The organism is Desulfocucumis palustris, from assembly GCF_002933875.1.
GTDB lineage: Bacteria > Bacillota > Desulfotomaculia > Desulfotomaculales > Desulfocucumaceae > Desulfocucumis > Desulfocucumis palustris.
Genome location: NZ_BFAV01000130.1, coordinates 77,773 through 102,006, shown reverse-complemented (window position 1 = coordinate 102,006; position 24,234 = coordinate 77,773). Strand labels below are relative to the sequence as shown.

Below are 24,234 nucleotides of genomic sequence, written 5' to 3'. Positions count from 1 at the left end.
ATTTTCCATAATTCTAACAACCTCACGGAGCAATGTCCCTGTTTTACCAATGGAAAGGAGGAACCTACTTGGGTAATATCATTGCAGGAGCCATTCCGGGGGAACACAATCTTGGCGATTACGGAAAAGCGGTTAAGGATTTTGTTTTCGGGGAAGTTGAAAAGGAATTCAGCTGGTATACCACCGGTAACTGCAACATAGTCCATGAAGCGGTGGACCGCCATGTTATGGAGGGCGGGGGCGGCAGCCCGGCTCTTTATTATACCGACGGAAACAGGGAGGAAACGTACAGCTTTGCCATGCTCCAGGAGGATTCCAGCCGTTTTGCCGCCGTTCTGGCCAAATACGGGATAGGGAAAGGCGACAGGGTGGGTATATTTCTTCCCCGTTCCCCTGAACTTTATATCAGTTTTTTGGCCGCTGCCAGAATAGGGGCGGTGGTGGTGCCGCTGTTCGAGGCCTTTATGGAGGATGCTGTAAAAGATCGGCTGGGGGATAGCGGGGCGGTGGCGGTGGTCACCAGCCCGGAATTGTCCCAACGGATACCGTATCAGCAATTAGGCGAATTAAAACACGTATTTATAGCCCACGGAGAACCCTTAAGGCCCCAGGACATATCATGGCGCGGGGAGATGTCCGCGGCTCCTTCCTGCGCCAAAATCGAATGGGTGGACAGGGAACACCCCCTGTTTATACTTTACGCCTCCGGCGCCGACGGCAAGGCCAGGGGGCTGGTGCACGTGCACAACACCATGGTGGGCCTTTTAATCACCGCCCGCTGGGTGCATGATCTGAAAAAGGGGGATATTTACTGGTGCACCGCCGACCCCGGCTGGATAACCGGGATTGCTTACGGCTTTCTGGCTCCCTGGTTGCTGGGTATACCCGTGGTGGTCCGGGGCGGCCGTTTCAACGACGAGGACTGGTGCGCCACCCTGGCCCGCTACCGGGTTTCCGTGTGGTACTCCGCCCCCACGGCCTTCCGGCTGCTTATAGCCGGCGGGGATGATATGCTGCGCAGGTACGACCTGGGCAAGCTCAGGCATATTTTAAGCGTTGGCGAACCCCTTACCCCGGAGGTAATGGAATGGAGCATGGGCAAACTGGGGGTCCCCATATACGATACCTTCTGGATGAGCGAGACAGGTATGAACATGATTTGCAACTATCGCTGCCTGCCCATAAAACAGGGTTCCATAGGAAAGCCTTTCCCCGGCATTGTGGCCGGGGTGGTGGATGACCGGGGCGGGGAACTGCCTCCGGGTAAAATCGGCAATCTGGCCATAAAAGCCGGCTGGCCCTCCATGTTCCGCGGAGTGTGGGGGGATCCGGAGCTTTACCGCCGGTATTTCCGGTTTGAGCCCTGGTTCGTCACCGGCGACGCGGCCTATATGGACCGGGACGGATATTTTTACTTCCAGGGGCGGGTTGACGGAGTGATCAACACTTCCGGTGAAAGGGTGGGCCCCTGGGAGGTGGAGAAAAAACTTGAGGAGCACCCTGCCGTGGACAGGGCCGGGGTGGCCGGCAAGCCCGACAAGCTGCGGGGAGAAATAGTAAAGGCATATATCCAATTGAACCCCGGTATTATCTGGAGCGAATCCCTGGCCGGGGAACTGAGGGAACTTGTTAAATTCGGACTGGCTGCCCACGCGGCCCCCCGGGAATTTGAAGTTAAAGAACAAATACCTCTTACAGCGGACGGCGATGTGGACCGCAAGGCGCTGAAAGGATGGGTGCTGGGGCTGGAATAAAAAACGGCCCGCCTGTAACGGGCGGGTCGTTTTTTTTAGTGCTGTTCCAAATCATTGCAGTGGGCGCAGCCGCAACCCCTGTGATGGCCATTGTTTTGCCGGGTGTTATTCTTCCTGGGCTTGATGCCCATGGAATCCAGGGCGTCCACCAGCTGGGCGCGTATTCCCTCCAGGTAAAGCTCCCGGAGCTTTTTCTGCTCATATCTCTCGTCGTCGTTTAGCCCGCCGTCTCTTTGCTTGCGAGCCAGATAGTTGATTCTGTCCACCAGTTCCTTGGTTATTATCAAGTATATTCCCCCTTATTTTCTTTACAACCCACATCCCGCTCCTTTGGCGCGGCGCCGGCGTAAATGGAAATGGTTTGCGCGCCGGGGCTTATGGTTTTTATTCTCCTCATACAGGCTTTCCTCTACAATATACCCGCAGGCAGTGCCACAAATCAAGAGGAGGTAATGGCGCGGCGCGCCGCCAGGTGCGGGATAGCCCCGGCGGCACCGGCCGCTGCTGCCGCCGGGCAATATTCCCTTTTCCCGGGGGCGGTTTTATGGGCAAAAAAATATTAGAAAATTGTTAAAAATTTTTTTATTTTTATGAAGGAGTTTTGTTTTTTTGACAGAACTTATAATTACAAGTTAACAAGCTTACAACATGACATAAGCATGTTAGTATAATAAGTGGGAAGGTGCCCCAAAAAATTGGCAAATAATGTTGTTGCTGGGCGGGAAATAAGTACGGTGCTGGGATTGGTGCCTACGGAAAAGCTTGGCTACTGCCAGTGCCATGAGCATTTATTCATAGCCGCCGGTCATTCCGAAAAGATAAATCCCGCACTGCGGCTGGATGATTATGATTTAACCGTTAATGAATTGCTTTTATATAAAAAACACGGCGGGGTATCCCTGGTGGATGCGCAGCCCCTTGCCTGCGGCAGGATGGCCGGCAGACTGGTTGAGGCGTCACAGGCAACGGGAGTCAATATTATCGCTTCAACGGGGTTTCATAAACTGGTTTTTTATCCCGACTCCCACTGGATACACCATGTCCCCGGGGATACTTTCGCCGGCTTATTAATCGAAGAAATCAAAACCGGCATGTACATAGACGGGGACAATGAGTTGCCCGGGCAAAAAATCCCGGCGAAGGCGGGTATTATAAAGACTGCCCTGGATAGTGAAAAATTAACCGAAGCTTATAAAGGCCTGCTAACAGCAGCAGCCCGGGCCTCCAGGGCAACAGGGGCGCCTGTTATGTGCCACACGGAGCTGGGGCGGGGCGCGCTGGAGGTAATAAGACTGCTTAGGGACCACGGAGTGCCGTCCGATTCGATTATTATTTGCCACCTGGACAGGAGGGCCGACAATTTTGATTATCACCGCCGGGTGGCTGAAACCGGAGTGTTTGTGGAGTACGATACCATTGGCAGATTTAAATATCATTCGGATGAGGAAGAGGCCGGGCTGATTTTGAGGATGATTGAAAATGGTTTCGAAGACAGAATTTTATTGGGTCTGGATGTCACCAGGGAGCGCATGAAGAGTTATGGGGGAGATATAGGACTTGATTATATTTTAAGGACATTTATTAAACAGCTGTATAAACGTGGGATACCATCCAGGCATATTGAAAAAATGACAAAAACCAATCCAGCAATGGCGCTGACTATAAAAGAAAGGATTGATTAATTTGTTCGCCCTACCTGATAAAGCCACAGTGCCGACCATGTATTTTATAGGGGTTACCACAACCAAATCATCTATTATGAAGGTGTTTCCTCTCTGGGCCAAAGATATGGGTTTGGATGCCGCAATTGTAGGCATAGATATCGCTATTCACGCCGATGCCGGTGTTTACCGCGAAGTGGTTGACTTTATAAAAAACGATGAATTATCCCTGGGCGCCCTTGTAACCACCCACAAGATAGATTTATACAATGCTGCCCGGGATATGTTCGAATATCATGACCCCTACGCAGCGATGTTCGGGGAACTTTCCTGCATTTCCAAGGAAAACGGCCGGCTGAAAGGACATGCCAAAGACCCGATATCCAGCGGGCTGGCCCTGGAGTCCTTTGTGCCCCCCAATTACTGGAAGGAACATGGCGGGGAAGTCTTTATCATGGGGGCGGGGGGCTCCGCCATAGCAATGAGCGCGTATCTTATTAATAAAAACAAAGGCGGCAATATTCCTTCAAAGTTGATTATCAGCAACCGCAGCCAGCCAAGATTGGAGAATATTGCCGGGATTATCAAGGAGATTAACCCCGAGGTGCCGGTGGAGTATCATTTAACACCGGAGCCGCGGCAAAACGATATTATCCTGAAAGCTTTAAAACCGCATTCCCTGATAGTTAACGCCACCGGCCTTGGTAAGGACAGGCCCGGTTCCCCTTTGACCGACAGGTGTGATTTCCCTGCTGACAGCCTGGTGTGGGAGATTAATTACCGCGGCGATTTGAAGTTTATGGACCAGGCCCTGGGGCAAAAAGATGCAAAGGGCCTTTGGGTGGAGGACGGCTGGAAATACTTTTTATATGGCTGGACACAGGTAATCGCCGAGGTTTTTCATCTGGAGATTGATGACGGAACCTTCCAAAGGCTTGAAAATATTGCGGCGGAAATAAGAAAATAAGAATTAGCGGCAGGAATAATTAAGAAAAGAAAATAAATTTTTAATAGTATAAAGAATGTTATTATAATACCGGTTATGTAACTATTGTTTTATATTGAAATGTACAGGATGAAGGTGGAGAAAAAATGAGTATTCAGGAAGGCCTGAACATGGACCCGCGTATTCCTCTTTATTACCAGCTTATGCAGTTCTTCCGCCAGCAGATTGAAGGCGGGCAATATCAAGCCGGTGACGCCTTTCCCTCTGAAAATGAACTTTGTGAAAGATTCAGCGTCAGCAGGCCAACGGTGCGCCAGGCTATTAACGAGCTGGTGCGGGAGGGGCTGCTGCACCGCATCAAGGGAAAGGGCACCTTTGTTTCCGCCCCTAAAATTGAGCAGGATTTTATTCAAAAACTTATGAGCTTTACGGAGGAAATGCGGCAGAAGGGATTAAAGGACAGCACCAGGGTATTAAATTTAAAGGTCGCGTCCGCGTCCAAGGCAGTGGCCGCTCACCTTTCCCTGGGGATGGATGAATCTGTTTTCTGTTTGGAAAGGCTGCGTTTCATCAACGGAGAGCCGATAGTGGTGGTAACCACTTATTTGCCGCAGAAAAATTGCCCTGCCCTGGATAAACATGATCTTACCAATAAATCGCTGTACGAAACCCTGGAAAAACATTATGGAATAAAAGTATGCAGGGCCAGGAGGATTTTGGAAGTTGAGGCGGCCAACGAGGAAGACGCCGGCCTGCTGGGGGTTGAAGAGGGCGAACCGATACAATTGTCCAAAACGGTTGCCTGGAACCAGTTTGACAAGCCCATTGAATTTTCCATAGCCCGCTACCGCGGCGATAGAAGCCAGTTCACCATTGAGCTGCGCAGGTAAGCCGGTAAAGTCAAGGGGCTGTTTTTCACGCCCTGAGATGTAATAACAACATAACATTAATATAAGAGTATGTCATAATGTAAAAATATTCAAACACATTGTGATGCCCAAGGGGAGGACAAATATGCTTAGAGCAAACCTGGTTCAGCCCGGACAGTTCAGGATTGAAGACGTTCCGCTGCCGGATATCAAGGAAAACGAAGTATTGATTAAAGTAAAGGTGTGCGGCATATGCGGTTCGGATATTCACGCCTATTACGGCAAACATCCTTTTATCAGTTGTCCCGTTGTGCCGGGGCATGAATTTTCAGGGGTTATAGAAGAAATAAGAGCGAATGCGGCGGGCAAATGGCAGAAGGGGGACAGGGTTATTGTCGAACCTTCGCTGGTCTGCGGCAAATGTTACAACTGCCGTCATGACAGATATAACATCTGCAATGAATTAAAGGTAATGGGCTGCCAAAGCGACGGCGCCTTTTCGGAATATATCGCCGTGCCGGAGCAAAAAGTGATTAAACTTGACCCCAAGCTGACCTTTGAGGAGGGAGCCATGGTGGAGCCCCTGGCAGTGGGGGTGCACGCCGCGGAAAAAGCCCGGCTTAAAGCCGGCCAAACGGCGGTGGTTATCGGCGCCGGAACCATAGGGCTGATGGTGTTGCAGGCGGCTAAAGCCATGGGGGCCGGGGTGATAGTGGCGGACGTTATTGACGGCAGGCTGGATATGGCCGGACAATTGGGAGCCGATCATACAATCAACGTTAGCAGGGAACCCCTGGATACGGCTGTCAACAGGCTTTTGCCGGACGGTCCCGATGTGATACTGGAGTGCGTCGGGGCGGCGAACACGGTTAACGCCGCCATCCATACGGCAAGGAAGGGCGGCAGGATTGTTATTGTGGGTGTGAGCAGCGGCGATATTCCACTGCCGCTTGGTTTAATCCAGGATCGGGAGCTTGAGCTGGTGGGGGATTTAATGTACATGAGGCCGGATTTTATAAAGGCCCAGCAATTGGTGGCGGAGGAAAGGGTGAAGCTAAGGCCCTTGCTCAGCAAAACATTTAAATTGAAGGAGGTTGTGGAAGCGTTTAACTATATAGAAACGAATAAAGAAAACGCTTTCAAAGTTTTATTACTGGTAAACTAGGGAGGTGATGTAAAAGAAGGGGAGGTTATCGCTAATTTTACAGTGTATTAAAAAATGGCTCGAAGGAGGAAAATTATGAAAAAGAGATTTTTTGCGCTGGCCGTGTCTTTAATGATGATGGGAGTGTTACTGGCCGGTTGCGGCGGCGGTGAGCAATCGAAGGAAACCGGAAAGGACTCGGAAAAACAAATAGTGATTGGCTTCTCGCAGTATACCTTGGGAGCCCCTTATTTTGTGGAGATCGTCAATGCGGCCAAGAAAGAGGCGGAAGCCCAGGGTTGCAAATTCATCAGCGTGGACGCCCAGGACAATATTAACAAGCAGCTGGCCGATGTTGAGGACTTATTGGCACAGCAAATCGATTTGCTTATATTGAACGCCAAGGACCCTGTGGGCGCCGTACCCGCGGTTAAACAGGCCAAAGAGGCGGGAGTGCCGGTTATTGAAGTGGATAGTTCAATTGACCCCTCGGCTCCGGTGGTCACCACCATACAATCCAATAATGACGAGAACGGCAAGCTGGTGGGCAAATGGCTGGCCGGGCAGCTCAAGGGCAAACCGATTAAAGCCGCCCTCATAAGCGGGGCCCAGGGCAACCCGGTGGGACAGGCCAGGCGTGACGGTGTTTTTGCCGGGGTTATATTCGGGCAGAATCAGGCCCTGGGCAAAGAGATATCGGATGAGCAGGCGGCAAAAGGCGCCCAGGAGGTTGAAGAACAGCTTAAAAATACAGGCAAGTCCAATATTTCTGACGCCAAATTCCAGATTGTCGCCCAGGGCTGGGGCAACTGGGCCCATGAGGGCGGTCTGAAGGCAATGGAAGACATTCTTGTGGCCAACCCGGATATCAATGTGCTGATTACGGAAAATGACAGCATGGCCCTGGGTGCGCTGGAAGCCATCAAAGAAGCCAAGAAAGAAAACCAGATTCTTGTTGTGGCCGCCGCGGACGGGCAGAAGGAAGCCCTGGCGTTGATTAAGGAAGGCAAATATGGGGCCACGGGCATGAATAACCCCGCCATAATCGGAAAGACAGCGGTGGAAGTTGGCCTTAAAGCATTAAAGGGCGACAATTCATTCCCGGAAATTTACTACACTCCTCCGGTGGCCATTAATAAAGAAAACGTCGATCAGTATTATAATCCCGATGCGGGTTTCTAATTTAAGGAAGGTGGCGGGTTGGAACACCCGCCACCTTACAGCCTTAAGGGTAAAATTTTAAGGACGGAGGTTTTTGCGAATGGTAGGAATCGGAATTGTGGGCGCGGGCAGGATGGGCCAGTTGCACGCGGTAAATTTCGCCGGGCATACAGCCAAATCCAGAGTTGTCGCCGTGGCTGATGAAAACCCGGAATTGGCCGGGAGACTGGCCGGACAATACGGCGCCGCGGCCTTTGGAAAATACCAGGATTTAATAGAGGATGACAGGGTTGACGCGTTATGTATTTGCACCCCGGTTTTCACCCATAAGGAAATCTCCCTGGCGGCATTGGCCGCGGGCAAGCATGTTTTATGCGAGAAGCCCCTGGCCCTAACCCTGGATGATGCCCTGGCCATACACCAGGCGGCGGAAAAGGCCGGCGTGGTTTTTCAGGTTGCCTTTATGCGCCGCTTTGATGAAGCCTTCGTGACGGCGAAGGAGAAAATTAAAGCAGGGACCATCGGGCGGCCCGTTTTTGTAAGGTCCACGGGGCGGGATCCCGGCCTGCCGCCGGTGCCGGGCTGGGGTTCCGATCCCGACGCCTGCGGGGATATTTCCTTTGAGTTATGCTCCCATGATTACGACAGCATACAGTGGCTGCTTGATTCGGATATTAAAAGCGTCTTTGCCAGGGCCGGCATTTTATCGTCCGTGGAAGTGGCAAAATCCTGCGGCGGGAAAATGATTAACGATACCCTGGTTGTTACCGCTGAATTCGAAAACGGGGCTTTGGGGTCCATAGACGGCTTGCTGAATATTAAATACGGTTATGACGCCAGGGTGGAAGTGGTAGGTGACGAGGGAATAATAATGATTGGAAATGTCAGGCACCTGGATGTGATTACCGGAAAGGCCGATAAACACATGACTTATCCGGCAGCCCCTTCCTTTACGGATCGATTCGTGCACGCCTATGTAACCGAGGCCCGGCATTTTGTGGATTGCATATTGGAGGGAAGAAAACCCGTGGTAGGCTCGCTGGAGGGTTTAAAGGCCGTGCAGGTGGCACTGGCGGTTAATGATTCCATAAAAAAAGGATCCGTGGCGCAGGTTAAGTAAGGGGTGAAACAATGCCGGAGAATTATTGCGTGGAGATGCGGGGCATAAGCAAGGCCTTTGGGGGAGTCAACGCTCTGAAAAATGTTGATTTGGCTGTAAAAAAAGGCGAGATACATGCCTTGGTTGGAGAAAACGGAGCCGGCAAATCCACCCTGATGAAGATACTTGCCGGGGCGATTGCCAGGGATAACGGGCAAATATTGCTGGACGGCGGGGAAATATCCATTACAGACCCCAAAAGCGCCAGAAACCTGGGTATTGGAATTATATACCAGGAATTTGTGCTGGCAAAGGATTTGACCGTGGCCGAAAATATTTTTTTAAACCGTTTATCAGAGGGCCTTATCATTAATTGGAAAAAGCTGTACCGCAAGGCGAAAGATTTATTGGATAACCTCGGCTTTGACATTAACCCCTCTGCCACCATTGATACCTTAAGTGTGGCTCATCAGCAGATAGTGGAGATATGCAAGGCCCTTTCGGAGAATTCCAGGATTCTTATTTTTGATGAGCCTACCGCCGTACTGGCGACCCGTGAAGTGGAAAGACTGTTTACACTGCTGGAAACGTTGAAAAAGCAGGATGTAAGCATAATCTATATATCCCACCGGCTGGAGGAAATTTTTCGCATAGCGGACAACATCACCGTTTTAAAGGACGGAAGCACGGTGGGGACGGTCAGAACCAAGGATTCCGGCAAGGATGAGATAATAAGGATGATGATAGGACGCAATCTGGAATCGATGTTTCCGGACAGAAACGCGGAAATCGGGGAAGAAGTATTGCGTGTTGAGGGATTAAACAGCGGGCAAAGGGTGAAGGATGTCTCCTTTGTTGTCAAGGCGGGGGAGGTTGTGGGTATCAGCGGCCTGGTTGGGGCCGGGCGCACTGAAACCGTCAGGGCCGTTTTCGGCGCCGACAGGAAGGACGGAGGAAACGTTTATGTAATGGGCAAGCCCTCCAATATAAAATCCCCCAGGGACGCTGTGCGTCATGGTGTGGGATTGCTTCCGGAAGACAGGAAGGCCCAGGGCGTCTTGCTGCATTTGCCTATTAAGATTAACTCGACAATGAGTGCCATAAAAAAGATCAGCAAAGGAATGGGCTGGATTTCCAGCCAGGAAGAAAATAAGCTGGTGGAGGATTTAGTCAAAAAGCTGGCCATTAAAACCAGCGGCATCGATGCGGACGTATCCAGCCTGAGCGGGGGCAATCAGCAAAAAGTTGCCTTTTCCAAATGGCTTGCTTCCAATTGCAGGATATTAATACTGGACGAACCCACCAGGGGAGTCGATGTGGGCGCGAAGGTGGAAATTTATAAATTAATCAATGAAATAGCCGGGCAGGGCGTGGGAATACTGATGATTTCCTCGGATATGCCGGAGATAATAGGGATGTGCGACAGGGTGATGGTTATGAAGGACGGCCTGGTGTCAGGCGAGCTGGCGAAATCGGATTTAAGCGAAGAGAGTATTTTGAGGCTGGCGATAGGGGGTTAGAGACATGGGGGGTTCCAGTAGATCCGAATTGGATATCAGCCCGGGCAGTAACGTCAAACCCGGGGGCCTGGCCGTGGCGTGGAAATATATTTATAAATACAACACATTAATCATGCTGGTGCTGCTGATAATTGCGTCAAGCATGATTTCACCGGCATTTTTTACCGAAAGAAATATTTTCAACCTGTTGAGGCAGATTTCGGGCCTTACCATTATAAGCATGGGCATGCTATTGGTTATACTCACCGGGGGGATTGATTTATCCGTAGGCTCCCTTTTGGCCCTGGGCAGTGTGATCGTTGCCCTTTTTCTTAACGGGATGCCTCTCTCCGAAGCCATTTTACTCACCCTGCTGGTAGGCGCGCTGTTGGGCGGGGCATCGGGATTTTTGGTGTCCTTTGCCAAAATGGCGCCCTTTGTGGCGACTCTGGCCATGATGACCATAGCCCGGGGGCTGGCTTTTATCGTCTCCGGCGGACACCCGATTATAACCAGCAGCGAAGGCTTGAGTTCCTTTGGCACGGGCTATTTTTTGCATATTCCCCTTCCGGTGATTCTCATGTTCGTAATATTTATTATTACGGTAATCGTCCTGAGATACACGGTTTTCGGACGCATGGTGGTGGCCATAGGCAGTAATGAAACCGCCGTCAGACTGTCCGGCATAGGGGTTAAGGGATACAAATTTTCGGTTTACGCCATCGCCGGAGTCTGCAGTGTCATTGCGGGCATAATCAGCACCTCCCGCACCGGTGTCGGCTCGCCCATCGTGGGGACCGGAATGGAGCTTGACGCCATCGCCGCGGTTGTCATCGGCGGCGCCAGCTTAAACGGAGGCAGGGGAAGCGCCTTCAACACACTGCTTGGCGCGCTGATCCTCGGTTTGATCGGCAACATAATGAATCTGCTGAGTGTGCCTGCCTATCCGCAGCAGGTGATCAAGGGGCTGATTATAGTCATAGCGGTTTTGATGCAGGGGATTAAGAAACAAAGTGATAATTGATTTGAGGTGTGCATATGGGTTCGGAACAGTATATCATAGCTTACGACCTGGGCACCACCGGGAACAAGGCGACCCTGTACAGCAGTGAGGCCGTGCTGGTGGCAAGCACCTTCGTGGGCTACGATACCTATTACTTTTCAAGCAACTGCGCCGAGCAGGACCCGGAGGACTGGTGGCGGGCGGTATGCCGGGCTACCAGGGAATTACTGGCCAAAGGAAAAGTTGAGGCCCGTAATGTGGCCTGCCTGTCCTTCAGCGGCCAAATGATGGGTTGCGTTCCGGTAACCAGGGATACCACCCCGGTCCGGAGGGCCATTATCTGGGCCGACCAGAGGGCGGTGGAGCAGGCCGATAAATTAATTTCCGAACTGGGAAAGGAAAAAATATACGCAATCACAGGACATCGCCCCAGTGCTTCTTACTCCGCCGCCAAGATAATGTGGCTGCGTGATAATGAAGAGAATTCGTTTAATAAAATATACAAGGTGCTGCACGCCAAGGATTTTATAGTGGCGCGGCTGACCGGGAAATTTGTCACCGATTATTCAGACGCGTCGGGAATGAATCTTTTTGACATCGGAAAATTGCAATGGTCGGAAGAAATGCTGGCCGCCGCCGCCATTCCCGGGGGGATGCTGCCCGAACCCCATGCTTCCACGGAAATAGTGGGGCACATTCAAAAAGCCGTGGCGGGAGAAATCGGCCTTATGGCGGGCACCCCGGTTGTAATCGGAGGCGGGGACGGGGCCTGCGCCGCTGCCGGCGCCGGGGTGGTAAACGAAGGCAGCGCTTACAATTATGTGGGCTCCTCTTCCTGGATCGGCATCGCCACCCGCAAGCCCATATTGGACCCGGCCATGAGAACCTTCAACTGGGTTCACGTTGTGCCCGGTTTATACAGTCCCACCGGCACCATGCAGGCGGCGGGAGCCTCGTACCAGTGGCTGAGAGACAAGTTGTGCGGCGAGGAAACCGGCCTGGCCGGAAAGGAAGGGGTAAGCCCCTACGAAATAATGGACAGGGAGGCGGCGGACATTCCCCCGGGGTCCGATGACCTGCTATATTTGCCGTACCTGCTGGGAGAACGCAGTCCCCGCTGGAACCCCCGGGCCAGGGGAACTTTAATCGGTTTAACCATAAAACATACCCGGTCCCATATAATTCGCTCCTTTATGGAAGGTGTGGCCTACAACCTGAAAGTTATACTGGAGGCCTTTTTTGAGCAGGGGGCAAAGGTGGAGGCCATGCGCTTAATCGGCGGGGGCGCCAACGGAAAGGTCTGGCCGGGGATTATGGCTGATATATATGAGCTGCCGGTACTTAAGGCGGCCTATCTGGATGAGGCCACCTCCCTGGGGGCGGCGATTACCGGGGGAGTCGGCACAGGGCTGTTTGACAGTTTCGACGTGGCTGAAAGGCTGTTCCAGGTCAATGAAGAGATACTGCCCAACAGTGCCAACCTTGCAAAATACAGAAAGCTATACAAATTATTTAACGATGCCTATTACTCCCTGGAAAATATCTTCACTGAACTGCAAAACTGACAATTAATATGCAAGCAGGGGAAATAGGAAAGAAGTTGTCATAACAATATGAACAGATAACAAGATCTTGCATGAAAACGGAAAAACCTCTAAATTTGGACATTGATTAACGGGAGGCCGGCGCATGAGCTTTAAAATAGTGGTTACGCCCCGCTCCTTTGGAGCCGCTTCACCCAGGCCCATGGAGTTGCTGCAAAATAAAGGCTATGAAATTGTCCGGAATTCACTGGGGCGCCCCCTGAAGGAGATGGAATTGATCCGGCTGGCCGGCGGCGCCGACGCGCTGCTGGTGGGTATTGATGAGGTGACCGACCGGGTGGTTGACAGCCTGCCCAATCTTAAAGTAATTTCCAAATATGGTGTCGGGGTTGATAACATAGCCCTCGGGGCCGCCTCCAGGCGCGGCATTCCGGTGACCAACACCCCCGGGGTGAACACCGGGGCTGTGGCCGACCTTGCCATAGGCCTGATGCTTAGTGTGGCGCGCCAGATATCCGCCGCCGACCATTCCACAAAAAACGGGGAATGGAAAAGGTTTATGGGGTCGTCGCTGTACGGGAAAACGGTGGGCATACTGGGTACCGGAAAAATAGGGCGTGCCGTTGCCAAACGTCTCCGGGGCTTCGAAGTGGAACTGCTTTTGTATGATGAATTTAAAGACAGTGTTTTTGCCGGTGAGGTGGGCGGCAGGTACGCTGATTTACCGGAGATATACGGGAAGGCGGACTTCATATCCCTGCATTTGCCCCTTATGCCTGCCACCGGCGGGCTGATAGGCGAAAAGGAGCTGCGGGCCATGAAGCCCGACGCCATTGTTGTGAACACCGCCCGGGGCGGGCTGGTGGACGAAAAGGCCCTGGTCAGGGCCCTGCGGGAGAAATGGATCCGGGGCGCGGCTCTTGACGCCTTTGCTGCGGAGCCTCCCCGGGATGAAGAGCTGCTGGGGCTGCCGAATATCGTATTGACACCGCATATCGGCGCGTATACGGAAGAGGCCGTGCTGATGATGGGTATGCAGTCGGCCCGGAATGTTATTGCCGTGCTGGAAGGAAAACAGCCGGAAAATGTGGTGAATGAAATACCGAAACCCTCATGAAGGTAAAAAAATGAGGTAAAAATATGGTAAAACTTAAATTTGAACACAAAGAAATATGCTGCCAGGGTGTTATTTTTGACAAGGACTGCACCCTGACGGATTCCTTCGCCATGTGGCCGGAACTTATATCCAGGAGAGTTGACAAACTGGTTGACTGCCTGGCCTTGCCCCCCGGAGCCGACGCCTTGCTTTTTAAAATAATGGGACTGGACCCTTTTTCAAAAAAGATGTCCAGGAGCAGCCCGGTGGTGGCCGGCACCCGCCTGGAGACCGCCGCCGCGGTGGCCGGTGTCCTCTATATGAACTATGGCTATGCCTGGGACTATATAATCAGAAAGGTAAGCTGCCTGTTTGAGGAAAGCGATGGCGAAATGGGCCTGGATAAGCAGGCTATTCCATTTCCGGGCCTGCCGGAAAAGATACAAATGCTGCACCAGGCGGGATGCGTCCTGGCGGTGGCCACCAATGACAGTTATGCGCGAACCAGAGAAATTATCAATATCTTGGGGCTGGAGAATTATTTTGCGGCCATTGCCTGCGCGGACCAAGTGGCCAACGCAAAACCGGACCCCGCAATGGTTAATCTTGTTTGCCAAAAAACAGGCTTGAAGCCGGCTGATTTTATACTGGTGGGGGACTCCCTGCTGGATATGCAAATGGGTGTTAAAGCGGGAACAAAGCTGAATGTCGGCGTTCTCACCGGGGCGAGCCGCAGGGAGGAACTGCTGGGGACGGCCGACTGGGTGCTTCAATCCGTAACTGACCTGGAAATTGTAAAGTGAGGTGTGCCAATTGAAAAAGAGCGAAGTGCTGGAAACCATAGAGAAATCAGGTGTGGTGGCGGTGGTCAGGGTCAGCAACCCGGAAGAGCTTTTGAATATTACGGAAGCGTTATTGAAAGGCGGGCTTAAAGCCATAGAGATTACCATGACCACCCCCGGCGCCCTGGAAGCCATAAAGGAAATAAAAAATCACTTCGGCGGCGGCATTATCATCGGCGCCGGTTCCGTTTTGGATGCTGAAACCGCCAGACTTTGCATTCTGCAAGGGGCGGAGTTTGTGGTAAGTCCTATTTTTAACAGGGGCATGGTGGATTTATGCAAACGGTACTCCACCGCGGTCATACCCGGCGCCTTTACCCCCACTGAAATATTAACGGCATGGGAGGCCGGGGGAGATGTGATCAAGGTTTTTCCCGCCACCTCCGTGGGCCATAAATATTTTAAGGACATTAAAGGGCCTCTGCCCCAGGTCAAGCTCACCCCCACCGGCGGTGTCAGCCTGGAAAACGCCGGGGACTTTATCCGGGCGGGGGCCGCTTTTGTGGGAGTGGGCGGCAACCTGGTGGATAAAAGGGCTGTGGCTGAAAAAAGATGGAGCCGGCTGACCGAGAATGCCGGGAGTTATCTGGAAAAGGTTGCATCGGCCAGAAACAACTAACTGATTGGGAGGCATTACGGTGACTAAACTTACCTTTCCTTTTAAGGTGGACATAGATTTTGCAACAGGTCATGTAACGGCGCCGGCAAAGGTGCTTACCAGAAGGCTCAGTGATTTGCAAGGGCTGTTTATGGACAGCGCGGCCTATGAGCAAATGCTGTCCCGGGAAAACCCGGTGCTGTACGATGTTTACGAAATCCAGGTGCCGGAGGAGGCCGGGCACCTGGCCTCCTGCACAACAGTTATTTACCCCGGCAAGGTTGGCAAGGAATACTTTTTTACCAAAGGGCACTTCCACACCATAGAAGAAACAGCCGAAATCTATACCTGCCTGAGGGGCGAGGGGTACTTGCTGATGATGACCAGGGACGGCCGGTCCCGGGCAATTAAAATGACCCCGGGGGTGTCCGCTTATATACCGCCGTACTGGGCGCACCGCACTCTGAACTGCGGCGGCGAACCCTTTGTATTCTACGGGGTGTGGCCGGCGGACGCCGGACATGATTATGCGGCCATCCTGGATAAAGGCTTTAAACAAAGGGTTATGGAGGTCGACGGTAAACCGGCGGTTACGGAGTGAAATTTGAATTTTATTTCCTCGCCGATTAAATAATGGAATGGTGTTGAAAAATGATTGCCACGGTTACATTAAACCCGGCCCTGGATAAGGTTTACCGGGTTAACAAACTAAATCTGAACGGTGTCAACAGGGTTTTGGACGTATCCGCGGCACCGGGCGGTAAGGGAATTAATGTGGCCAGGGTAGCCCACCTGCTGGGCGCTCCGGTTGTTGCCACCGGTTTTTTGGGCGGCGCGGCGGGGCGGATTATTCTTGAGTCCATTGGCGCCAGGGGGATTATGGCGGATTTTATCAATATCAGGGGCGATTCCAGGGAAACAATCACCATAATTGATGAAGCGGCCCGGACCCAGACCGAGCTGCTGGAACCCGGTCCAATTGTCCGTGAAAATGAAGTTTACAGTATGACCGGCAAGGTATCGGAGTTGGCCTGCAAAAGCGGGGTCGTCTGTTTTTCCGGTAGTCTTCCCGGCGGCCTTGCCCCGGACTACTACGCCACTCTGGTCCGGGCCGCCAAAGCCGCGGGTGCCGTAACAATGCTTGATACCAGCGGCCAATACCTGTCTTCAGGCCTGAAGGGCGCGCCGTTTTTCAGCAAGCCCAATTTGGACGAGCTGGAACAGTGGCTGGGTCATCGCCCGGGGACCATTGATGAAGTTGTAAAAGCAGGCCAAAGGATTCTGGAACTGGGCGTCAAGCTGGCGGTGGTTACCCTGGGAAAGGAAGGCTCCGTGGCGGTAACGGAAAATTCGGTGTGGCGGGTGGAGTCCCCCGCGGTCAGGGCGGTAAACACGGTTGGCTGCGGCGACGCCCTGGTTGCCGGGTGCGCCGTTCATTTCAGCAGCCTGCAGGCGGAACCGGGTGAAGACGATATTGAAACAGCCTTGATTCTTGGGACTGCGGCGGCGGCCTCCAACGCTTTAAATTTTTCGGCCGGCGATGTCCGGCCGGAAGAGGTGGACAGCCTTTTAAAAAAGGTGGTTGTGGAAAGGAAAAAAGCTCCATTTTGATGAGGGAAAATTTCCACGGAAGGTGCTGAAAGGGAAAATGGATTTAAATTCCTTTGTTGTGAAGGCTCCTCAAAATATAGCAATTGAAAATATCCCATTGCCTGAAATCGGTGACAGGGATGTTCTGGTCCGGGTGGCGGCCTGCGGCATTTGTGGAACGGACCGGCATATTTATCACGGTCATTATCCTGCCAATTACCCGGTTGTCATCGGTCATGAGTTTTCCGGCAGGGTGGAGCGGGCAGGCAGGGAGGTCCGGGAAGTCACTCCCGGTGACAAAGTATCAATCGATCCCAATATATTGTGCGGCACCTGTTCATCCTGCCGGGAGGGGCATCCAAATCTTTGCCGCAACATGGTCGCCCTGGGGGTGGATTTGAATGGAGGTCTATCGCCCTACTGCCGGGTGCCCGTGTCCCAGATTTATAAATTGCCTCCGGAAGCGGATTTGGCTGACGCTTCCCTGGTTGAGCCTCTTTCCTGCGTATTGCACGGGGTTGATTTGCTGGGAGTGAAGGCGGGAACCAGGGTTGTTATTTTCGGCGGCGGTTTTATCGGCCAGCTGATGGCCCAGATTATCCGGTTACAGGGCGCGGCCCGGGTTGTGCTGGTGGACCCCAATGAAGATAAAAGGGCCATTGCCCGGTCGCTGGGATTCGACACAATTAATTCCAGGGACTTGCGGCAGCTGGAGTCCCTTGCTGAATTCGATGCTTCGGTGGACTGCGCCGGGGCGGGTAAAGTCCTTCAGCAGTGCATTGAAATAACCCGGCCCGGGGGGAAGATATTAATGTTCGCGGCCTATGGGCAGGGACAGGAGGTTGCCGTAACCCCCTACGACATTTTTAGGAAACAGCTTCAGCTAATCGGCTCCTTTACCTATCCGGACACACAATCCCGGGCAATACGCCTGTTAACCTCCGGTAAGATTGTTCTGGACCCGCTGGTGACCAGAATCCGGCTTGATGAAGTGGTTTCGCTTTTCACCGGTGAGCGCAAGCTGATTAAAGGAGTTGTGGTTTTCCCCTGATATGAAGCCTGATTTATCAACCTGGAGGGAAATGCAATGCATTGGGTGGCAACCGTTGGAGAAATATTGGCTGAGGTTATGAGGACCGGGCTTAACGTCGCCCTGTCCGAGCCCGGCCTGTTTGCGGGGCCGTATCCCAGCGGCGCCCCGGCGATTTTCGCTGATGCGCTGGGCAAATTGGGTGTGCCTTCGGCAATCATCGGCTGCGTTGGTGATGATGATTTCGGCAAATGCAATATTGACCGTTTATCGGCGGACGGGGTGGATATCAGCCAGATTCGCATACTGGAGGATAAAATCACCGGGATTGCTTTTGTCACCTATTATGACGACGGGTCGCGCCGGTTTTTGTACCATATTAAAGATTCGGCGGCAGGCCGGATTAAAGTTGAGGATTTGGACAAGGAATTCCTGAAAACTGTTAAGGTGCTGCATGTTAACGGCTCCAGCCTTGCCATAAACGAAAACGTCAGGAAGGCCTGTTATGAAGCGGCGGGATTGGTTAAGGAAAACGGGGGAATTGTCAGTTTTGATCCCAACCTGCGGCCGGAGATATTGCCCCTGGAGGAAATACAGAATTACTGCAGGCCAATATTAAAGAAATGTGATTATGTGCTGCCCAGCGGTGGTGAAGCCCAGTTGATTACAGGGGAGGGCGCCCCGGAGGATGCCGTAAAATCCTTGCTTGCCACGGGAATAAAAGCCGTGGTTGTCAAGAAAGGGGAAGAGGGAAGCGTCATGTACACCCCTTCGGCCACCCATGTGGGGAAATCTTTTCAGGTAAAGGCCGTGGATCCCACGGGGGCGGGGGATTGCTTCAGCGCCGGGTTTGTTTACGGACTTTTGCAGGGGTGGCCCCGGGAAAGGATATTGACTTTCGCAAATGCCATGGGCGCCCTGGCGACCACAAAACCCGGTCCGATGGAAGGAAGCCGCACGCTGTCACAAATTAATGAGTTCATGGAGATTAGCAATAATTAGACATGAAATGCCGCGAAAAGTAAATGTTTTCAATGATTAGCGGGGGGAGCCGGTGGCTTTATGGAATTGGTTTCATCGACCCAGATGCTTGAGGACGCCAGAAAATATAAATACGGCGTGGCGGCCATAAACTTTCATTCCCTGGAAATGCTTCAGCCCATAGTTGGCGCTGCCGAAGAATGTCGAGCACCCATTATATTGCAAACCACGGAGGGGACCGTCAGGCATTTGGGACTGGAGTATATTGTTGCCCTGGTCCGGGTCGCGGCGGCAAAGTCAAAAATTCCAATGGCCCTTCATTTGGATCATTGCAGGGATTTCAACGTTATCGTGCGGGCTGTCCGGGCGGGCTATACTTCGGTGATGATCGACGCCTCGCTGGATTCCTTCGAGGATAACGTAAGGAAAACAAAAGAAGTTGTCAGGATGGCCCGGGCTGTTAACGTTAATGTGGAGGCTGAAATCGGCAAAGTGGGCGGAGTGGAGGATGAGCTGGCGGTGGATGAGAAAGACGCCTTTTTGGCTGATCCTGGAGAATGCGAAGAATTTGTACGGCGGACAGGGGTGTCAACCCTGGCGCCTGCCGTGGGCACGGCCCATGGTATGTATAAAGGGCTGCCCGGGATAGATTATCCCAGGATCCGGGAAATTGCCTCCCGGGTTAATATTCCACTGGTACTGCACGGGGGCTCGGGCATTCCCGATGAACAACTGAAACTTTGTGTGGCTTCAGGTATGGCCAAAATAAATGTCGCCACCGAGATAAGGAACACCTTTACCGACGCCGTCAGGCAATTCTTTACGGAGCAGCCGCAGCAAAAGGATCCCCGTTACTATATGGCTTATGCCAGGGAGGCAGTGCAAAATCTGGTTAAGAAAAAGATAAACATATGCGGCGGCCCGGAGGCGCGCGCCCAATATCAATAATTAATCCCGGCAAAATTCTCCCCGGTATGGCGGATAAACTTGTTTTTGCCCCGGCCAGGTAGTATTGTACTTTATATACACTGTAAAGCTTTTTAAAAAAGGGGATAAACATGAAAATATCCAAGAGGGAAATGGCCAAAATGATTGACCATACCTTGCTAAAAGCTGCGGCCACCGGGGAGGACATAAGGCAATTGTGCCGGGAGGCCGGGGATTATGGTTTCGCCACGGTGTGTGTCAACCCCTGCCATGTTCCCCTGGCCGGGGATATGCTGGCTGGAACGGGAATCGGCGTATGCGCGGTGATAGGGTTTCCACTGGGGGCCACGTCGTCCGCCGCCAAGGCCTTTGAGGCGGCTGAGGCAATCCGGTCCGGGGCCTGTGAAGTTGATATGGTTATTAACATCGGCGCGTTGAAATCCGGTGGTTACGACCAGGTTCTGCAAGACATCCGGGCAGTGGTGCGGGCGGCTGAAGCAGCCGATCAGGCCGCCCTGGTGAAGGTGATAATTGAGACCTGCTACCTGACTGACGGGGAAAAGGTTGCGGCTTGCAGGCTGGCCGGGGAGGCCGGGGCACATTTTGTCAAAACCAGCACTGGTTTCGGCACAGGGGGGGCAACGGTGGAGGATATAGCCCTGATGAGGAAAACAGTGGGCCCCGGGATGGGGGTTAAAGCCTCCGGGGGCATTAAAAATGCCCGGCAGGCCCTGTCAATGATAGAAGCCGGGGCGACCCGGATAGGCGCCAGCGCGGGTATGGAAATTATTGCTGAAATTGCGGACTGAATAAGTATCGGGCCGTCACCCCATGTGGCGGCCCGATTGAAGTCCCGGGGCCTGCCAGGAGCCTGGCTGGCAAATAAGGCCGGGGCATTTTTTTTCTGTAAATTGTGCCGGAGTTGACAAACATTTACCCTTTGCGTAAAATTTATAGGTAAACTTTTTGTGCTAAATGTGGATTTGTGCGGACGGCACGGTAAGGGAAAGAGGAGACACCTTCCCGTGTGGCGTAAATCCCTTTTCGCTTTACTGTTTCCTCAGGGAATGTCCCCAAATTATAAAGCGATGACCGGGAAAAGTAAGCGTGGCATCCGCGGAGCAGGGAGGAAGGGCCGGGACTGTGAGCCCTTCCCCGGGTATACGCCGAAGGAACACCCGGGAGCGGCCCCCGAAGATTGAGTAGGATGGCACGGCGGCCCCGTTAAAGGCCTGGTTGAGAGGGATTTATTATCCAAACAGGGTGGCACCGCGGGAACTGTTCCCGTCCCTGGCCTGTATTTTTTGCATGGCCGGGGACGGGGTTTAATTTTTTTAGGAGGGATTAAAGTATGGCTATCACCAGACCCCGGGGAACCGGTGATATCCTGCCGGGTGATATTTACAAATGGCATTATGTGGAGGATGCCTTCAGGAAAATCTGCCGTGAATACAAATATGAGGAGATCCGGACTCCTATTTTCGAGCATACGGAACTGTTTGAAAGAGGCGTGGGAGATACCACGGACATAGTGGAAAAAGAAATGTACACTTTTCTCGACCGGGGCGGCCGCAGCATTACCCTCCGGCCGGAAAACACCGCCGCCGCGGCAAGGGCTTACATGGAAAGCAGTCTTATCGCCGGGCCGCAGCCGGTAAAGCTTTATTATATCGGGCCCATGTTCCGTTACGACCGGCCCCAGGCCGGCCGGTTCCGCCAGTTCCACCAGTTTGGGGTGGAGGTCTTCGGGGCGAACGACCCGGGGATAGATGCCGAGGTTATCGCCATGACCATGAACTTTTATGGTCGCCTGGGGTTGAAGGAACTGGAATTGCGCATCAACAGTGTGGGCTGCCCAAAATGCCGGTCGGTGCTGAGGGAAAAACTGCTGGAATTCTTCCGCCCCTCCCTGGACCAGCTTTGCGATAACTGCAAGGGGCGCTATCAGCGCAATCCCTTACGCATCCTGGACTGCAAAAGCGCCCGCTGCGGAGAGCTTGCCGCGGGGGCTCCCACCACCTTAAAATGCCTGTGCGGTTCTTGTGCGGAGCACTTTGAGGCGGTGAAAAAATATCTGGAGCTGCTTAACATCCCCTATATCGTGGATTCCAGCATGGTAAGGGGACTTGATTATTATACCAACACGGCTTTTGAAATAATGGCGCCGGATATCGGCGCCCAGAGCTCAATAGGGGGCGGGGGCAGGTATAACGGGCTGGTTGAGGCCTGCGGCGGGCCTTCCACCCCGGGCATCGGATATGCCCTTGGTATTGAGCGCATTATCCTGACCATGGAACGCCAGGGAATTGCTTTTCCCCCACCCTTTACCGTGGACGTATTTGTGGCCGCTGCCGGTTCCCAGGCGGAAGAGGAAGCTTTAAGGCTGCTTTTTGAGCTCAGAAAAAACGGGATCAGCGCCGAAAAGGATTATATGAAACGCAGCCTGAAAGCCCAAATGAAATATGCCGGGAAGCTGAATCCGCGCTATACCGTGCTGCTGGGCGGCGACGAACTGGACAGGGGCGTCGCGGGGCTCAAGGACATGTCCAGCGGAATACAGGAGGAAGTGCCGCTGAATAGCCTGGTTGAAAGGATTAAGCGGAGATAAAAAACATTGCCGTTTAAAGTCCGCAAAAAAATAGTGAAAAAATTTATTAATACTGATAGACCGGGAGGAATAACTAGTGTCTGAAAATATGGGAGGATTAAAAAGAACCCACATGTGTGGAGCCCTAAGGCCCGAAAACGTGGGACAGCGGGTGGTGCTTATGGGCTGGGTGCAAAAGCGCAGGGATCACGGAGGCCTTATTTTTGTCGATCTGCGGGACCGGAGCGGCCTGGTGCAGGTGGTTTTCAGCCCGGACTCCTCGGCGGAGTCCTTTGCCAAGGCCGGGGGGGTGCGCAACGAGTATGTTCTGGCGGTGGAGGGTAAGGTTGTTCCCAGGCCCGAGGGCACGGAAAATTCCGCCCTGCCCACGGGGCGGATTGATGTAATCTGTTACGGGCTTAGAATACTGAACCGGGCCAAAACACCGCCATTTTATATTGAAGACGGCATTGACGTGGATGAAAACCTGCGCCTGCGCTACCGCTACCTGGACCTGAGGCGCCCGGAAATGCAGCTGACACTGGAGATGCGCCACCGCACGGTGAAAGCCGTAAGGGATTACCTTGACCAAAAAGGCTTCCTGGAAATTGAAACACCCATGCTCACCAGCAGCACGCCGGAAGGGGCCAGGGACTATCTGGTTCCCAGCAGGGTGAATCCAGGGCGCTTTTACGCCCTGCCCCAGTCACCCCAGTTATTCAAACAAATACTGATGGTTGCCGGTATGGACAGGTACTTCCAGATAGTTCGCTGTTTCAGGGATGAGGATCTCAGGGCGGACCGCCAGCCGGAATTTACCCAGATAGATATGGAGCTGTCCTTTGTGGATGTGGACGACGTTATATCCCTGACCGAGGAGATGGTGGTCCGCATATGCTCCGAAGCCATTGGCCTGAAGCCGGAACTGCCCTTCCCCAGGCTCAGCTATCAGGAGGCCATGGACCGGTATGGCTCGGACAAGCCGGATACCCGCTTTGGCCTGGAGCTTGCGGATATATCCGATGTTGCCCTTAACTGCGGCTTTAAGGTGTTTTCCTCGGCGGCGGCTTCCGGCGGGCTGGTAAAGGGAATCAACGCCAAAGGCTGCGGCGGCTTCAGCCGCAAGGACATTGACGATCTCACCGCCTTCGCCTCCATATACAAGGCAAAGGGACTGGCATATTTCATCGTTACGGCCGAGGGCGTGAAGTCACCCATAGCAAAATTTTTCGGGCCCCAGGAAATCGACACCATACTTACCCGGCTGGACGCCCGGGAGGGTGATTTGCTGCTTTTTGTGGCCGACAGCCCAGGCGTGGCCTATGCCGCCCTGGGGGCACTGAGGGTTCACCTGGCGGAAAGGCTCAACCTAATACCCGAAAACCTTTTTAACTTCCTCTGGGTTACGGATTTTCCCCTGCTGGATTACGATCAGGAGGAGCAGCGGTTCGTGGCCATGCATCACCCCTTTACTTCTCCCCGGGAAGAGGATCTGGGGCTGCTGGAGAGCGACCCGGGCAATGTCAGGGCCAGGGCTTACGATCTGGTGCTCAACGGCATTGAGGTTGGGGGCGGCAGCATCAGGATTCACCGGCGGGATATCCAGGAGAAAATGTTTAAGGCCATTGGTTTCACACCGGAGGAAGCCGTGGATAAATTCGGCTATATGCTGGAGGCTTTTGAATACGGCACCCCGCCTCACGGCGGCATTGCCTTCGGTTTGGACCGCCTGGTAATGCTTCTGGCGGGAAGAAAAACCATCCGGGATGTCATACCCTTCCCCAAAACCCAGAGCGCGGCCTGCCTCATGACCGGCGCCCCGGGGCCCGTGGACCCGGTTCAGCTCAAGGAACTGCATATACGCACGGAAGTAAAGCAGCCCAGGACGGCTAAACAGGGATAG

At 53.0% G+C, this 24,234-nt stretch carries 22 protein-coding genes and 1 other annotated feature; of the genes, 21 read left to right on the top strand and 1 reads right to left on the bottom strand.

Features of this window, described 5'->3' with window-relative positions; genetic code table 11:
• Nucleotides 1-68: 68 nt before the first annotated feature.
• A complete protein-coding gene (locus DCCM_RS11610) occupies nt 69-1,754 on the top strand; it encodes an AMP-binding protein (protein ID WP_231702752.1) in 1,686 nt (561 codons plus the stop codon).
• A gap of 35 nt (nt 1,755-1,789) precedes the next feature.
• On the opposite strand, the gene DCCM_RS11605 is transcribed toward DCCM_RS11610, so the two are convergent.
• Nucleotides 1,790-2,041 (bottom strand): DUF896 domain-containing protein, encoded by a 252-nt coding sequence (locus DCCM_RS11605; RefSeq protein WP_231702751.1) that lies wholly within the window; start codon nt 2,039-2,041, stop codon nt 1,790-1,792.
• 408 nt (nt 2,042-2,449) lie between these two features.
• Here DCCM_RS11605 and DCCM_RS11600 point away from each other — a divergent pair, with 408 nt between their 5' ends.
• From DCCM_RS11600 to aspS, 20 genes are all read left to right on the top strand, one after another.
• Nucleotides 2,450-3,436 carry a phosphotriesterase family protein gene (locus tag DCCM_RS11600; protein ID WP_104372560.1) on the top strand — a complete coding sequence of 329 codons (987 nt, stop codon included), beginning with the start codon at nt 2,450-2,452 and terminating at the stop codon, nt 3,434-3,436.
• A 1-nt stretch (nt 3,437) separates the two neighbouring features.
• Entirely contained in the window at nt 3,438-4,382 is a 945-nt protein-coding gene (locus DCCM_RS11595) for a shikimate dehydrogenase family protein (protein ID WP_231702750.1), read from the top strand.
• A 125-nt stretch (nt 4,383-4,507) separates the two neighbouring features.
• Nucleotides 4,508-5,251, top strand: a complete 744-nt coding sequence (locus DCCM_RS11590; protein WP_104372559.1) for a GntR family transcriptional regulator — start codon at nt 4,508-4,510, stop codon at nt 5,249-5,251.
• 124 nt (nt 5,252-5,375) lie between these two features.
• Nucleotides 5,376-6,395, top strand: coding sequence for a zinc-dependent alcohol dehydrogenase (locus DCCM_RS11585; protein ID WP_165792129.1), 1,020 nt, complete (start codon nt 5,376-5,378; stop codon nt 6,393-6,395).
• Nucleotides 6,396-6,470: 75 nt separating this feature from the next.
• The gene (locus tag DCCM_RS11580; RefSeq protein WP_165792128.1) at nt 6,471-7,556 is read left to right on the top strand and encodes a substrate-binding domain-containing protein; all 1,086 of its coding nucleotides are present in this window, start codon (nt 6,471-6,473) and stop codon (nt 7,554-7,556) included.
• Nucleotides 7,557-7,635: 79 nt separating this feature from the next.
• Nucleotides 7,636-8,655: a Gfo/Idh/MocA family oxidoreductase gene (locus DCCM_RS11575; protein ID WP_104372556.1), complete on the top strand. Its 1,020-nt coding sequence runs from the start codon at nt 7,636-7,638 to the stop codon at nt 8,653-8,655.
• A gap of 11 nt (nt 8,656-8,666) precedes the next feature.
• On the top strand, nt 8,667-10,154 hold the full coding sequence (locus DCCM_RS11570; protein WP_104372555.1) for a sugar ABC transporter ATP-binding protein: 1,488 nt from the start codon (nt 8,667-8,669) through the stop codon (nt 10,152-10,154).
• Between the two features lie 4 nt (nt 10,155-10,158).
• Nucleotides 10,159-11,157 carry an ABC transporter permease gene (locus DCCM_RS11565; protein ID WP_104372554.1) on the top strand — a complete coding sequence of 333 codons (999 nt, stop codon included), beginning with the start codon at nt 10,159-10,161 and terminating at the stop codon, nt 11,155-11,157.
• Nucleotides 11,158-11,171: 14 nt separating this feature from the next.
• On the top strand, nt 11,172-12,701 hold the full coding sequence (gene xylB / locus DCCM_RS11560) for a xylulokinase (RefSeq protein ID WP_104372553.1): 1,530 nt from the start codon (nt 11,172-11,174) through the stop codon (nt 12,699-12,701).
• A 124-nt stretch (nt 12,702-12,825) separates the two neighbouring features.
• Entirely contained in the window at nt 12,826-13,797 is a 972-nt protein-coding gene (locus tag DCCM_RS11555) for a phosphoglycerate dehydrogenase (RefSeq protein WP_104372552.1), read from the top strand.
• Nucleotides 13,798-13,820: 23 nt separating this feature from the next.
• On the top strand, nt 13,821-14,579 hold the full coding sequence (locus DCCM_RS11550; RefSeq protein ID WP_104372551.1) for an HAD family hydrolase: 759 nt from the start codon (nt 13,821-13,823) through the stop codon (nt 14,577-14,579).
• Nucleotides 14,580-14,589: 10 nt separating this feature from the next.
• Nucleotides 14,590-15,237 (top strand): bifunctional 4-hydroxy-2-oxoglutarate aldolase/2-dehydro-3-deoxy-phosphogluconate aldolase, encoded by a 648-nt coding sequence (locus DCCM_RS11545; RefSeq protein WP_104372550.1) that lies wholly within the window; start codon nt 14,590-14,592, stop codon nt 15,235-15,237.
• Between the two features lie 19 nt (nt 15,238-15,256).
• The gene (locus DCCM_RS11540) at nt 15,257-15,817 is read left to right on the top strand and encodes a glucose-6-phosphate isomerase (protein WP_104372549.1); all 561 of its coding nucleotides are present in this window, start codon (nt 15,257-15,259) and stop codon (nt 15,815-15,817) included.
• 50 nt (nt 15,818-15,867) lie between these two features.
• Nucleotides 15,868-16,827 (top strand): 1-phosphofructokinase family hexose kinase, encoded by a 960-nt coding sequence (locus DCCM_RS11535; RefSeq protein ID WP_104372548.1) that lies wholly within the window; start codon nt 15,868-15,870, stop codon nt 16,825-16,827.
• Between the two features lie 37 nt (nt 16,828-16,864).
• Nucleotides 16,865-17,857, top strand: a complete 993-nt coding sequence (locus DCCM_RS11530; RefSeq protein ID WP_207655589.1) for a zinc-dependent alcohol dehydrogenase family protein — start codon at nt 16,865-16,867, stop codon at nt 17,855-17,857.
• Between the two features lie 36 nt (nt 17,858-17,893).
• Entirely contained in the window at nt 17,894-18,838 is a 945-nt protein-coding gene (locus DCCM_RS11525; protein ID WP_104372546.1) for a sugar kinase, read from the top strand.
• Between the two features lie 60 nt (nt 18,839-18,898).
• Complete coding sequence (locus DCCM_RS11520; RefSeq protein WP_104372545.1) at nt 18,899-19,765, top strand: class II fructose-bisphosphate aldolase; 867 nt, start codon at nt 18,899-18,901, stop codon at nt 19,763-19,765.
• A 110-nt stretch (nt 19,766-19,875) separates the two neighbouring features.
• Entirely contained in the window at nt 19,876-20,553 is a 678-nt protein-coding gene (deoC, locus tag DCCM_RS11515; protein WP_104372544.1) for a deoxyribose-phosphate aldolase, read from the top strand.
• Nucleotides 20,554-20,823: 270 nt separating this feature from the next.
• Nucleotides 20,824-21,039, top strand: a binding site (T-box leader).
• Between the two features lie 56 nt (nt 21,040-21,095).
• Complete coding sequence (gene hisS, locus DCCM_RS11510; protein ID WP_104372543.1) at nt 21,096-22,352, top strand: histidine--tRNA ligase; 1,257 nt, start codon at nt 21,096-21,098, stop codon at nt 22,350-22,352.
• 76 nt (nt 22,353-22,428) lie between these two features.
• Complete coding sequence (gene aspS, locus DCCM_RS11505; RefSeq protein ID WP_104372542.1) at nt 22,429-24,234, top strand: aspartate--tRNA ligase; 1,806 nt, start codon at nt 22,429-22,431, stop codon at nt 24,232-24,234.

Coding starts and splice junctions, on each gene's coding strand:
- DCCM_RS11590 (WP_104372559.1), top strand. CDS start 4,508: ATGAGTATTCAGGAAGGCCTGAACATGGACCCGCGTATTCCTCTTTAT.
- DCCM_RS11585 (WP_165792129.1), top strand. CDS start 5,376: ATGCTTAGAGCAAACCTGGTTCAGCCCGGACAGTTCAGGATTGAAGAC.
- DCCM_RS11580 (WP_165792128.1), top strand. CDS start 6,471: ATGAAAAAGAGATTTTTTGCGCTGGCCGTGTCTTTAATGATGATGGGA.
- DCCM_RS11575 (WP_104372556.1), top strand. CDS start 7,636: ATGGTAGGAATCGGAATTGTGGGCGCGGGCAGGATGGGCCAGTTGCAC.
- DCCM_RS11570 (WP_104372555.1), top strand. CDS start 8,667: ATGCCGGAGAATTATTGCGTGGAGATGCGGGGCATAAGCAAGGCCTTT.
- DCCM_RS11565 (WP_104372554.1), top strand. CDS start 10,159: ATGGGGGGTTCCAGTAGATCCGAATTGGATATCAGCCCGGGCAGTAAC.
- xylB (WP_104372553.1), top strand. CDS start 11,172: ATGGGTTCGGAACAGTATATCATAGCTTACGACCTGGGCACCACCGGG.
- DCCM_RS11555 (WP_104372552.1), top strand. CDS start 12,826: ATGAGCTTTAAAATAGTGGTTACGCCCCGCTCCTTTGGAGCCGCTTCA.
- DCCM_RS11550 (WP_104372551.1), top strand. CDS start 13,821: ATGGTAAAACTTAAATTTGAACACAAAGAAATATGCTGCCAGGGTGTT.
- DCCM_RS11535 (WP_104372548.1), top strand. CDS start 15,868: ATGATTGCCACGGTTACATTAAACCCGGCCCTGGATAAGGTTTACCGG.
- DCCM_RS11530 (WP_207655589.1), top strand. CDS start 16,865: ATGGATTTAAATTCCTTTGTTGTGAAGGCTCCTCAAAATATAGCAATT.
- DCCM_RS11525 (WP_104372546.1), top strand. CDS start 17,894: ATGCATTGGGTGGCAACCGTTGGAGAAATATTGGCTGAGGTTATGAGG.
- DCCM_RS11520 (WP_104372545.1), top strand. CDS start 18,899: ATGGAATTGGTTTCATCGACCCAGATGCTTGAGGACGCCAGAAAATAT.
- deoC (WP_104372544.1), top strand. CDS start 19,876: ATGAAAATATCCAAGAGGGAAATGGCCAAAATGATTGACCATACCTTG.
- hisS (WP_104372543.1), top strand. CDS start 21,096: ATGGCTATCACCAGACCCCGGGGAACCGGTGATATCCTGCCGGGTGAT.